The sequence below is a fragment of the Duganella sp. HH101 genome (genome assembly GCF_001758795.1).
Lineage (GTDB): Bacteria > Pseudomonadota > Gammaproteobacteria > Burkholderiales > Burkholderiaceae_D > Rugamonas > Rugamonas rivuli.
On record NZ_LRON01000020.1, the window covers coordinates 92,664 to 105,486 of the forward strand.

Annotated in this window: 7 protein-coding genes; 3 read left to right on the plus strand and 4 right to left on the minus strand. The window is 64.7% G+C overall.

All coding sequences use genetic code 11. From position 1 onward, the window contains the following. Nucleotides 1-2,511, plus strand: coding sequence for a TonB-dependent receptor (locus DUGA2_RS25430; RefSeq protein ID WP_083296471.1), 2,511 nt, complete (start codon nucleotides 1-3; stop codon nucleotides 2,509-2,511). A gap of 77 nt (nucleotides 2,512-2,588) precedes the next feature. Next, on the plus strand, nucleotides 2,589-4,997 hold the full coding sequence (ygjK, locus tag DUGA2_RS25435) for an alpha-glucosidase (protein ID WP_070272210.1): 2,409 nt from the start codon (nucleotides 2,589-2,591) through the stop codon (nucleotides 4,995-4,997). On the opposite strand, the gene DUGA2_RS25440 is transcribed toward ygjK, so the two are convergent. Genes DUGA2_RS25440 through DUGA2_RS25455 form a run of 4 tightly spaced genes read right to left on the minus strand, consistent with a single transcriptional unit; the run spans nucleotide 4,930 to nucleotide 10,605 of the window. Then, nucleotides 4,930-6,381: an amino acid permease gene (locus DUGA2_RS25440; protein WP_070272211.1), complete on the minus strand. Its 1,452-nt coding sequence runs from the start codon at nucleotides 6,379-6,381 to the stop codon at nucleotides 4,930-4,932. The two genes, ygjK and DUGA2_RS25440, sit on opposite strands and share 68 nt — an antisense overlap. A gap of 7 nt (nucleotides 6,382-6,388) precedes the next feature. Further along, a complete protein-coding gene (locus DUGA2_RS25445) occupies nucleotides 6,389-6,844 on the minus strand; it encodes a beta-galactosidase subunit beta (protein WP_070272212.1) in 456 nt (151 codons plus the stop codon). Further along, on the minus strand, nucleotides 6,841-9,822 hold the full coding sequence (gene ebgA, locus DUGA2_RS25450) for a beta-galactosidase subunit alpha (protein WP_070272213.1): 2,982 nt from the start codon (nucleotides 9,820-9,822) through the stop codon (nucleotides 6,841-6,843). The genes DUGA2_RS25445 and ebgA overlap by 4 nt, the downstream gene beginning before the upstream one ends. Before the next feature lie 3 nt (nucleotides 9,823-9,825). After that, nucleotides 9,826-10,605, minus strand: coding sequence for an SDR family NAD(P)-dependent oxidoreductase (locus DUGA2_RS25455; RefSeq protein WP_070272214.1), 780 nt, complete (start codon nucleotides 10,603-10,605; stop codon nucleotides 9,826-9,828). 238 nt (nucleotides 10,606-10,843) lie between these two features. Here DUGA2_RS25455 and DUGA2_RS25460 point away from each other — a divergent pair, with 238 nt between their 5' ends. After that, a complete protein-coding gene (locus DUGA2_RS25460) occupies nucleotides 10,844-12,823 on the plus strand; it encodes a S9 family peptidase (RefSeq protein WP_141753385.1) in 1,980 nt (659 codons plus the stop codon).

Consider the following 12,823-nt stretch of genomic DNA (forward strand, 5'->3'; position numbering starts at 1 on the left):
ATGAGACAAAAAACCGGGTTGACCCTTTCGGTCGCCACACTGGCCCAGCTGGCGGCCATGCACGGCGCGCAGGCGCAAACGGCGCCCGAAACGGCGGGCGTCACGGACAAGGGGGCGCCCATACCGGAGGTGGTCGTCACCGGCACCACCGCCAGGAACCGCACCAAGCTTGAATCCTCGGTCGCCATCACAACGGTGGACCTGGCCAAGCTGGAAAAGCTGGCGCCGCACAGTCTTGCCGATTCGCTGCAACAGGTGCCAGGCCTGTGGGTCGAGGCGTCCGGCGGCGAAGTGTCGAACAACGTCTCGCCGCGCGGCTTGAGCGGCGGCGCGGCGTTCCAGTTCATCAGCCTTCAGGAAGACGGCCTGCCGGTGATCTACGACGGCGAACTGGTGGATGTGTTGATGCGCGAGGACGTCACCATCAAGCGCTTCGAAGCGATTCGCGGCGGCACCTCGGCCATCCTGTCCACCAACGGCCCGGCGGCCATCGTCAACTTCATCAGCCAGAAGGGCACGCAGAAACCGCAGGGCGAGGCCAAAGTCACCATCGGCGACTACGGCATGGTGCGCACGGAGGGCGTTTATTCGGGACCGATCAACGACGACTGGACCTACGCCGTCGGCGGCTACTACCGTGAAGGCAAGGGCGTGCGCCCGATCGGCATCACCGCCGACCACGGCGGCCAGCTGCGCCTGAACGTGACGCGCAAGCTTGAGCGCGGGGAGTTGAACCTGTCGGCCAAGTACGTCAACGACCATAACACCTTCTACCTGCCGATCCCGCTGACCAATCCGGGCAGCCCGACCGGCGTGCCGGGCGTGAATCCGCATTACGGCTCGCTGGACGGCCCGGATGTCGCGCACATCACCAACCAGACCACCAACGGCGCCGTGACCACTGACCTCAATACCGGCTTTCATGTGCTGGCCAAGGTCGTCGGCGCGGACTTGCAGCATGAGCTGGGCGGCGACTGGTCGTTCCGTAACAACGCACGCTACACCCGCTACGACGTCGCGCCGCATTCGGTGTTCAATGGGCCGAACAGCTATCTGGTCCGCGCCAGCAACCGGCTCGATCCCGCTCAGTCCAGCGACGTCGCCGAGCTGCTGAAGCGCTTCGGCGGCACCGCCAAACTGGCGTATGCCGGCACCGGGCAGCTGATCAACGATCCATCCACGCTGAACGGCAACGGCTTCACCACCGATGCCGTGGCCGAAACGCGTTTCCGCTCGCTGGGCCACTTCGTCGACAAGCTGTCGGTGACGAAGGAGAATGACAAGAACAGCTTCACCGCCGGCATCCTGTTCGCGTCGCAGAAGCTGTATGACGACTCCGACTACGGCGCCCGCATCATCACCGACGTGCGCGATCAACCGAGCCGGCTCGATATCGTCGCCGTCGATGCCAATAACAAGATCCTCGGCTACCTGTCGGACAAGGGCGTTCTGCGCAACGGTTATTTCTACGAGCGCCACAAAGGCGATATGAAGTCGCTGTCCTACTTCGTCAACGATGAATGGAAGGTCAGCAGCAAGCTGCGTCTCGACGCCGGCGTGCGCTACGAGATCGCCCGCTACGACGTGCAGGACGAGGGCGTGCTGGCCGCAGGCGACGACCTGCCGGGCAACAGCCTGACCGGCGGTGCGGTGATACCCGGCTCCCTCAACCCGGACGGCAGCGACAAGGACAACATCATCGCCAACAACTACATGCGCCGCGCAGGCACGGGCGTGTGGACGCGTAAGCAGAAGACCATCAAGGAAGCGTCGTACACGGCGGGCTTCAACTACGCCTTCAACGACCATGTGGCGACGTATGGACGTTACGCCAGCGGCACCAACATGCCCACGCTGTACAGCACCGACAGCTTCGTCGATGGCGCCAGCCGGCTCAGTTTCACCGAGGCGGGCGTGCGTTACATCTCGCCGTTCTGGACCACGTCGGCCACGCTGTTCCACACCAAGTTCGCCAACCTGTCCTTCGGCGAAACCAACCAGGCCACCGGCGACTTCCGCCAGGTGTTCGTCAAGACGCTGTCTACCGGCGTTGAGCTGGAGGGCATCATCAATCCGTGGAAGCAGTTCTCGCTGGAGTACGTGGCAACGCTGCAGAAGGCCACCATCAACGGCATCGATCCGAACGCCGAGGAAGCCAAGCAAAACGGCAACCAGGTGATGCGCACGCCGAACACGCAGGTACGCCTGATCCCGACGGTGCATTTCGACTTCGGCGATGTGTTCCTGGTGTACAGCCATGTCGGCAAGCGCTTCGCCGACTTTGAAAACGCGCTGGCGCTGCCTGCCTATCATGTGATCGACATGGGCGCGGAGATCAAGATCGACAAGAAGTGGAAGTTGAACGTGAAGGTGAATAACGTCACCAACTCGATCGGCCTGACCGAGGGTAATCCACGCAGCGGCTTCAATCAAAGCTCGAACGGCAGTCTGTTCTACGCGCGGCCTATCCTGGGGCGCAATGCCACGGTGGCGCTGTCTTATCGCTTCTGATGCATCCGGGGCCGTGCGCGTTCAGCGTCCGGCCCCGTCGTGTTACCCTCCCTGACAACTCGTTTTTATTCCCGCCTATGTCCTCATCCGTTCGCAACTTGCTGCTGATTGCGGCATGCACCGCTGCCTGGGCCGCGCAAGCGCAGTCCCCCTCCATCAATCGCCACGGCACGCCGACCGCCGTGCGTGATTTCGACGCCGAGCAAAACCAGCGTTTCAATCCGATGTTCGACGCCGGCAGTTGGCATGGGTACCTGCTGCCCGACACGCCGACTTTGGCCGGAGCCTTCAGCGGACCGATGGTGGTGGCCGAGGAATACAGCCTTTACATCGCCTCTGCGCTGGAGCGGCTGGACCTGGTCGACCGCCGCACCGGCCGTAGCTTCAAACCGGAGCAGGCGCGATGGACCAGCGCGGCGCGGCCGGGCGTATTGAGCCAGCGGCTGGTGTGGCCTGGGTTACAGCTGGACGTGGATCTGCATTTCGTCAGCTCCACCAGCGCGCTGGTGCGCTACCGTTTGCGGAATACGTCCGGCAAACCGCTGTCGCTGCGCGCGCACTGGCAGGGCGACCTGATGGCGCAATGGGGCAAGGACGGAACAGTGGCCGCGCGCCAGCCGGCATGGAAGCCGCAATTGGCGCTGGATGGCGGCGGTATCAGCATCACCTTCGGCAAGGTGCGCGACGCCGGCAATGTGATGACCAGCGGCCGCTCGCGCTACCGCATCGAACGCAGCGTGCGCGCGCAGGATAGCGTGGACAGCCAGCACTACGACAGCAGTGCCGACCTGCCAACGCTGGCCGCCGCCCGCCAACAGACCATTTACAGCGCCTATAGCTACCAGCTGGACGATGCCGCCACCGGAATCGGCGCCACCGCGACCGACGCCGCCACAGGCGCAGCCTCGTTGCTGGCCAGCCCGGCGCGCCTGGAGCAGGCCATCGCCGCGAACGAACGTCGCTGGGCCGCATGGCTGGCCAGGCTGCCCGCCGCCACTTCCGCATCCACCTCCGCGCTCGGCACCAAGGCGCTGGAAACCCTGATCGGCAACTGGCGCGCGCCGCGCGGCGCCTTCCGCCACGATGCGATGGTGCCGTCCACCACGGCCCGCTGGTTCAACGGCGCCTGGACCTGGGACACCTGGAAGCAAGCCTACGCACTGGCCGCCATCGACCCGGCGCTGGCCGCCAACACCGTACGCTCGCTGTTCGACTACCAGATTCAGTCCAACGACACCGTTCGCCCGCAAGACGAAGGCATGGTGCCCGACAACGTCTTCTACAACATGGACGCCCAGCGCGGCGGCGACGGCGACAACTGGAATGAACGCGACACCAAGCCCCCACTGGCCGCATGGACCGTGTGGGAAATCTACCGCCACTCCCACGACCGCGCCTGGCTGCAAGAGATGCAACCCAAGCTGGCGGCCTATCACCGCTGGTGGTATCGCAACCGCGACCACGACCACAACGGCCTGACAGAATACGGCGCCACCGTACACCCGCTGCACAACGACGATGCCGGCCAACTGCGCTTCCGCGTCAAACCGCTGTCGCCCGCACCGCTCGACGGCTGCGGCGCGGAGCAGGAAGGTCTGCGCGACTGCCTGGGCCTGGCCGCCTACAGCCGCATCGTCGACACCGGCCAGTACGCCGCAATCGAACTGCCCGTGCAGCAGGCGGCAGGCTATGAATCCGGCATGGACAACGCCGCCCGCTTCGGCTTCATCGAACCGGCCGCCCTGCAGCGCTACGCCGACAAGACGCACGGCGGCAACCTGGCTGCCGCACGGCGCGACTGGCAAGTGCGCGTGGTGGAAAACCGCGACAGCCAGGGCAAGCTGCTGGGCTACTCCATCGATCAGGAATCGGTAGACCTGAACGCCTTCCTCTACCGCGAAAAGCTGATCCTGGCCGACATCGCGCAGGAGCTGGGCGACCAGGCCGCCGCGCGCACCTGGCGCGAGCAAGCGGCGCAGCTGCGTGAGCTGATCAACGCCAGCTTCTTCGACCCCGCCACTGGCTTCTATTACGACCGACAGCTGGGCGGCAAGCTGCTGACCATGCGCGGACGCGGCCCCGAAGGCTGGACCGCGCTATGGGCCGGCGTCGCGGAACAACGGCAGGCCGACGCCGTGATCGCCAAAATGCTGGACCCCGCCGAATTCGGCACCCCCGTCCCGATGCCGACGGCCGCCGTCTCGAATCCATCCTACGACCCGGAGATCTACTGGCGCGGCAGGGTGTGGCTGGATCAGGTCTACTTCGGCGCGGCCGGCCTGCGCAACTACGGCCGCGCCGCCGAAGCGGATGCCATGGCGGAACGCTTTGCCGCCGGTGCGCAAGGCCTGCGAGGCGATGCGCCGATCCGGGAAAATTACAACCCCATCACCGGCCGCATGCAAGGCGCCACGAACTTCAGCTGGAGCGCCGCGCACCTGCTGATTCTGGCGCGAGAGGCTCAAGCAAAGCCGCCCCGGAAGTAGCCAGACCGCGCTCGTATTGCCGGTACTTCCACATAGCCCATCCCAAGAACAGGACCACGCCGCCCACGTTGTAGCCCAGCGTGAGCAGCAGGTTCTGGCCCGCCGGGAAAATCGCGGCGATGAAGGCGACGCCGAAGAAGGCCAGCAGCACGCTGGTAATCGCCAGGCCCACACGGCGCGATCCCATGCGGAAGTCGCGTGGCAGATGGTCCAACCGCAGCCGCAGATGGAAGTAGGCGGCCATGATGATCAGCGGCGGCAGCAGCGCGGTGGCCGCGGTCATGTTGATGACCACATTGAGCAGCTGGTTCACGTTGGACGATCCCAGCGCCGGTATCACCACCAGCGGCACCACCACGCAGAACTGTATCCACGCTGCGCGCTCCGGCATGTCGTGGCGGTTCAGCGCGATGGCGCGTTCGCCGAAGATACCTTTCGGGATCTCGGAGAACAGCGCCTTGACCGGTGCCGCCGTCCACACCATCAGCGTGCCGAAGGAACCGAGCAGCATCACCGCGCCCACCAGGCGGTTCAGCAGCAGGGGCGATACGGCGTGATGCGCGCCGAGGGCGCCGAACACCTGGAACACGCCCGACGTGTAGCTCAATTTGGACGCCGGAACATACAGGTTGAGCACCAGCGCCGACACAGAATACAGCGCGCCGATCAGCAGGCCGGCGAAGACGATGGTGCGCACAAACGTCCTGGCGCCGCCGCGCACATCGTTCAGGAACACGCCGACCGATTCGGCGCCGCCGGCGGCGAACAGTATCCACGCCATCGCGCCCATGAAGGACCAGCTGAACACCGGCGTCATCGCCGCCGCCGTGACGGGCGTTGCGGGCGCTACGCCGCCTATCCAGTCGGCCAGGCTCAATCCCACGAAGCCGAACGCCATCACCAGCACCAGCGAGCTGCCTATGGACGTCACGCGCCCCACCCACGCCGCGCCCTTGGTCGACACCCAGGTGGCGAAGGCGAACAGCAGTATCGACAGCACCACCGTGGTCAGCGACGAGAACTGGTATTCGTAGCCCAGCCACGCGTAGGACGAATACACCAGGATGTTGGGCAGCACCGACGTGAAGTAGAACAGGTTGACGAACCAGTAGCAGTAGGCGCCGACGAAGGCCCACTTGTCGCCCATCGACGAGCGTATCCACTGGTAGATGCCGGACTTGGCGTCCTTGTTCAAGCTGACGAATTCCGCGATGATCAGCACATAGGGGATGAAGAAGGTCGCCGTGGCGAACAGGAAGGACGGCACGGCCACCATGCCGATGGCGATATTGCTGTTGACGACATTGCGGATGTTGAAGATCGCTGCCACTGCCATCGATAACAGCATGAAGCGGCCGATTTGCGTGTTGCTGGGGTTAGCCATGGACAGCTCACTTATTGTGGAAAGTCGCACCTTCTATCGTCACCATCAGCACCATCTTGCGCAGATGCTCCGAGCCCTGCGGCTGGTAGGCGTAATCGTTGTCGAACACCAGCAGCTGACCGGCGCTGGCGGTATGCCGGGCGGTGGCTTCGCCGCTGAAGGTTTCGCGGTCGGTCTCGTCGCTGTAGGGCGACAGCCGGGCCAGCGACTGCTTGGCCGCGTACGCGATGCTCTCGCTGCCGGACAGGTAGTAGTGGATCTCGACGTAGCGCCGGTTGCCGGTGAAGCAGTGCGCGGAGGCCACCTTGCCATCCACCAGCCGATAGACCAGCGAGTCGCCAATGGAGTGGCACACGCCCGGCTTCAGCAAGGGCAGGTTGGCGATGGCTTCCGCGCAGCGCCGCCATTTTTTCGCCGTGTGGTAGCGCTGGCGGAACTCGTCCACGCTGTTCAGGATGATCACAGGCGGTCCTCCTTCTTCATCGGCGACAGCTCCACGCTGTAGCTGAAGGCTTCCAGATAGACGCGGTAGGAGTCGAGCACCTCGGAGCCCCACGAGTTGGAGCCAAGCCCGCTCATCTTGTGATCGAGGTTGACGGTCCAGCAGTCGTCCTCTTGCAGCTCATTGTCGTGCCGCGCCGCCGCGATCTGCGCGGCGCTGTACGGCCACACGCTGAAGTGGATGCCTTGCGGCGCTTCGATGCGCAAGCCCTTGCCGCCGCTGTCCCGCATCGCCGCCCTGGTCACGTCCTGGCGGTTGCCATTGTCCTGCGGTTTGGGGTAATGCTCGAACATGGCGGCCGCGCTGCTGCGATAGCGGTCGACGATGCTGCATGCCTGGCTGTCCGGGTAGTTCTCGCCGGGGCCGCGGCCGAAGTATTCGACCTGGTCCAACCGTTGATGCAGGCCGAGCGTCATGCCGATCTTGGGGATCATGTCGCGGAAGTGGCCGTACGGCGTACCGGACAGGGTGAGCTGCAGCCGGCCGGCGCCGTCGATGCGGTAGTGGTAGCGGCAGCGCATGCCGTAGCCCAGTATCGGCGGCGCGATCTGGCAGTCGACGATGATCTCCACCAACGCGCCGTCGCGCCGCACCTCCATGCCGCGCAGGTGTTCCTGCATGATGTCCAGGTGCTGCGGCAGCCACAAGGCCTCGTTTTCCTGCTTGTGGTTGTCGATGCAGGGTTTGTAGAACGTCAGCTGCGGCGGGCGAACGAGCAGCGGCAGGCCTTGCGCCGTCCATTCCTTGAGTTTTCCGGTGAGCTTGCAGAACACCATGTGGAAGTCATGGCCTTCGATGCGGTAGTCGAGGCGATGTTCGGTCAGCTCGGGTGGCGGCGGTGGCGCTGCGGCGACCGCCGGCTGCGCGGGCGTGGATGGCAGTGCGAACTGGTACACCGCCAGCTCATGCTGCGCCGCGCTGTAGGCGGTGGCATGGTCGCGGATCACGCGCACGTTCAGGTGGCGCAGGCCGCTGCCGGCCGGCGGCTCAGGGATACGGATTTCCTGCCGCTGGCCTGGCGGCAGCGGCGACAGCGGCACGCGCTGCAAGCGCAGCGCCTCGCCATCCGCCTTGGTTTCGACCAGCAGCGTGATGCAATCGAGGCTGCTGAACCAGTAGCGGTTCTCCACTTCCAGCCTGCCTGCCTCGGCGTCGATGGCGCGCACCTTCACCGGTGCGATCACCTGCTTGTATTCGCGCAGGCCGGGGCCGGGGCGCTGGTCGGGATAGATCAGGCCATCGCAGCAGAAATTGCCGCTGTTCGGATAGTCGCCGTAGTCGCCGCCGAAGGCGTAGAACGGCCGTCCGGGCACGTCCGGCTGCAGGATGGCGTGGTCGCACCACTCCCACAGGTAGTGGCCCTGGATGTGCGGATGGCGGTCCATCACGGCCTGGTATTCGCTCAGGCCTCCCGGCCCGTTGCCCATCGCGTGCGCGTACTCGCACAGGATACGCGGCTTGTCCATCGGGTACTCGCCGAAGGCGTTCATCATCTGCACGCGGGAGTACATGGTGCTGACCACGTCGCAGACTTCGGCGTCGCGGTCCTCTTCGTAGTGGATCAGGCGCGTGGGATCGATCTGGCGGCAGCGCGCGGCCATCGCGCGGATATTGCAGCCGTAGCCGGACTCGTTCCCCAGCGACCAGATGATGATGGACGGGTGGTTCTTCTGCGCGTGCACATGGCGTTCGATGCGGTCGACGAAGGCAGCTTCCCAGGCCGGATCGTCGGTGATCTGACTGAGGTTGCCGACGTTGACGAAGCCGTGCGTTTCCACATCCGTCTCGGCCATCACGAACAGGCCGTACTGGTCGCACAGTTCGTAGAAGCGCGGGTCGTTGGGGTAGTGCGCGGTGCGCACCGAGTTGATGTTGTGCTGTTTCATTAGCACGATGTCCTGCTCCACACGCGCCATCGTCACGGCGCGGCCGCGCAGGTGGTCGTTGTCGTGCCGGTTCACGCCGTGAAGTTTAAGATAGCGGCCGTTCACGTACATCAGGCCATCCTGCACGCTCACTTCGCGGAAGCCCACGCGCAGCGGCACCACTTCCAGCAGCGTGCCCGCGTCGTCGAACAGGCTGATCTCCAGGCGGTACAGATAAGGGTCTTCGGCGTTCCACTGGCGCGGCGCGGGCACGTCCACCTCCCAGGACGGCGCTTGGCCGCCGCCTTGCAGCAGCAGGCGCGCGCCGTCGTACAAGGCCCAGTCCACGCGCCAGCCATCTCCGCCCGACACGCTGAGCGCACAGGATAGGCGCGCATCGCGGCAGGCGTCGTCGAAGCGGGTTTGCACGCAGACGTCCTGTATGTGGATGGCTCCCTTGCCGATCAGGTAGACATCGCGGAATATGCCGGCGGTCCACCACATGTCCTGGTCTTCGAGGTAGCTGGAATCGGCCCATTGCAGCACGCGCACGCTGAGCAGGTTCTCGCCCTCGGCCAACAGCGCGGTGATGTCGAATTCCGCCGCCAGCCGGCTGCCCTTGCTCATGCCGGCGTAGCTGCCGTTGACGTAGATTTCGAAGTAGGTCTCGACGCCGTCGAAGCGCAGGATCGTGCGCTGGCCGCGCCACTCCGGGCCCAGCGTCCAGCGGCACTGGTAGGCGCCGGTGGGATTGGACGACGGCACATAGGGCGGATCGACCGGGAAGGGCATGCCGTCGTCGGTGTACTGCAAGTGGCCGTGGCCCTGCATCTGCCACATGCCGGGTACTTCGATCCGGCCCCAGTGCGCCATGTACTCGCTGTAGAACTGCGGCGGCACTTCCAGCGGATGGCCGAAATAGGCAAAGCGCCACGCGCCGCTCAGGGACATGAAGCGGCGGCTGCGCTCACGCTCGAAGCTGCGCGCGGCATCGGCGTCGTCGTAGGCGAAGAAGTAGGCGTGCGGAGGCAGCCGGTGCTCCTCCAGCAGCTGGGGGTTCTCCCACTTGTTCACGGTTTATGCCGATCCGGCCAGGCCGCCGCCATCCACCACCAGCGCATCGCCGGTGACGAAGGAGGCGCGATCCGATGCGAGGAACAGCACCGCCTGCGCGATCTCGCGCGGCTGGCCCACGCGCATCAGCGGACGGCCGGCGCCGGCCGCCACCAGCGCGGTTTCTTCAAGCCCCAGCTGCTGCGCTTCGTTGCGCAGCATGGGCGTGTCGGTGTCGCCGGGGCAGACGCAGTTGACGCGGATGTTCTGCGGGCCGTGATCCACCGCCATCGCTTTGGTCAGGATCACCACCGCGCCCTTGGAGGCGCAGTAGGACACGGCGTCCTTGCCGCCCACCAGGCCCCAGCCGGAGGCGGTGTTGATGATGCTGCCGCTGCCCTGCTGCTGCATGACGGGCACCGCGTATTTGCACATCAGGAAAATCGATTTGACGTTGACCGCCATGACCTGGTCCCATTCCTGCTCGGTGGTGTCGATCACGTTGGCGCGGCGGGTGATGCCGGCGTTGTTGAACAGGACGTCGAGCCGGCCGTAGCGCGACACGGCCGCCGCCACCGCCGCCGCGCAATCGGCGGCCACGGCGACGTCGGTGCGGATGAAGGAGGCGCGCGCGCCGGTGGCAACGATGGCCGCCACGGCCAGCTCGCCGGCCGCGCCGTCGCGATCGGCGATCAGCACCGTGGCGCCTTCGCGCGCGAACAATTCCGCCGTGGCGCGGCCGATGCCGGACGCGCCCCCCGTGATCAACGCCACCTTGCCTGCCAGTTCGCCTTGCTGATGCATGTGCTGTCTCCATTTTATGGGTTATGCGCTATGTTGCCCTCATTATGTCCGCGTTGACAAATGAATACTCTGCATGACATGCATAAAATTAAGTAATAGGTCGCGCAGCGCCGCGCCGAAGGCCAACCATGCATGGAGTTGATGGATGGCGAAGCGGAATTGATTATTCTTGTGATAAATGTTGCTTTGTTGGATACTCTGGCGGCTGTCTTTGATTCTTACTCTTAAAGGAGACCCCATGTCAAAAACACTGCCTGTCATGCGTTTGTTGTTGCTGTCCGTCCTGAGCGCCTACGGCACCGTCGCCATGGCCGACGATGCCGTGCTGGCGCCGCCTGCCGCGCTGGTGATGGAGAACGTGCCGCCGGTGCCTGCCGCGCTGGCCAGCCAGCTGACCAGATACACCGAGTTCAAGCCGACCGGATTCACCGATTGGCATCCGACCAAGCAGGAAATGCTGGTGGTGCGGCGCTACAAGAACACGCCGCAGATCTACCGCGTGGCCAAGCCTGGCGCGCCGCTGGAACTGCTGACCGACTATGCGGAACCGGTGCGTGGCGCCAGCTTCCAGCCCAAGCATGGCAAGTACTTCGTATTCATCAAGGACAGCGGCGGCAATGAAGTATTCCGCGCCTACCGCCGCGACGTGGCCGGCGGCGACGCCGTGCCGTTCACCCCGGACGGCCAGCGCGTGCAGGACATGGCCTGGAGCAGCAGCGGCAAGCAGGTGCTCTACACCACGGTGCCGGTCGGCCGCACCGGATCGGCCGACAAGATCAATTCCACCATCGCCATCGTCGATCCGCTGAAGCCGGACAGTGCGCGCACGCTGACCGAGCTGCCTGGCGGCGGCTGGGGCGGCTTCAAGTTCTCGCCGGACGACAAGCAACTGGTCTACAGCGAATTTGTGTCGGCCAACGAAAGCTATCTGTGGCTGATGGACCTGGCGACCGGCAAGACGCGCCGCATCACCGGCAAGAACGGCGACGAGCCGGTGGCCTATTCCTCCACGCTGTTCAGCAAGGATGGCAAGGGCTTGTACCTTGTCACCGACGCCGGCAGCGAATTCCAGCGCCTGGCGTATCTCGACCTGAAGACCATGAAGTCCACCGTGCTCACCGCGGATATCCCATGGGACATCGACGGCGTCGCCCTGTCCGAGGACAATAAGCTGCTCGCGTTTGTCGCCAACGAAGACGGCACCAGCGTGCTGCGTGTGATGCGCACCGCCGACCGCAAACTGCTGCCCGCGTTCAAGCTGCCGAAGGGTACCATCGCCAATTTCGAGTGGCACAAGGACAGCCGCCACTTGGCGGTGGCGCTGACTTCGGCCACCAGCCCGTCGGAAGTGTACGCGGTCGACGTCAAGACCAACGCCGTCACGCGCTGGACCGAGCATGAGAAGCTCGACATCGACAACAGCAAGTTCGCCGAGCCGACCATCGCCCGCTGGACTTCGTTCGACGGCAAGTCGATCTCCGGCTTCGTGTACCGCGCGCCGGCCGGCAAATTCCCGGGCAAGCGGCCGGTGTTGATCAACATCCATGGCGGACCGGAGGGCCAGTTCCAGCCAGGCTTCATGGGGCGCAGCAATTACTTCACGGACGAGATGGGGTTGGCCGTGATCTACCCCAACGTGCGCGGCTCCAGCGGCTACGGCAAGACCTTCCTCAAACTGGACAACGGCATGAAGCGCGAGGATTCGGTCAAGGACATCGGCGCGCTGCTGGACTGGATCGCCACCCAGCCGGACCTGGATGCGTCGCGCGTGGCGGTGATGGGCGGCAGCTATGGCGGCTACATGTCGCTGGCGGTGTCGACCAACTACGCCGACCGCATCAAGGCCTCGGTCGACATCGTCGGCATCTCCAACTTCGTCACCTTCCTGGAAAAAACCGAAACCTACCGCCGCGACCTGCGCCGCGTGGAGTACGGCGACGAGCGCGATCCGGAAATGCGCAAGTTCATGGAGAAGATCGCGCCGCTGAACAATGCGGCCAAGATCAAGCAGCCGCTATTTGTGGTGCAGGGCAAGAACGATCCGCGCGTGCCTTACCAGGAAGCCGACCAGATCGTCGCCACCGTCAAGCAGAACGGCACGCCGGTCTGGTACATGATGGCCAACGACGAAGGCCACGGCTTCAACAAGAAGGCCAACGCCGATTACCAGTTCTACTCCACCATCAACTTCCTGAACCAGCACCTGCTGGCGAAGTAA

Bases quoted from the DNA above. Each gene is read 5' to 3' on its own strand.
- DUGA2_RS25430 (WP_083296471.1), top strand. From the start codon at position 1: ATGAGACAAAAAACCGGGTTGACCCTTTCGGTCGCCACACTGGCCCAG.
- ygjK (WP_070272210.1), top strand. From the start codon at position 2,589: ATGTCCTCATCCGTTCGCAACTTGCTGCTGATTGCGGCATGCACCGCT.
- DUGA2_RS25440 (WP_070272211.1), bottom strand. From the start codon at position 6,381: ATGGCTAACCCCAGCAACACGCAAATCGGCCGCTTCATGCTGTTATCG.
- DUGA2_RS25455 (WP_070272214.1), bottom strand. From the start codon at position 10,605: ATGCATCAGCAAGGCGAACTGGCAGGCAAGGTGGCGTTGATCACGGGG.
- DUGA2_RS25460 (WP_141753385.1), top strand. From the start codon at position 10,844: ATGTCAAAAACACTGCCTGTCATGCGTTTGTTGTTGCTGTCCGTCCTG.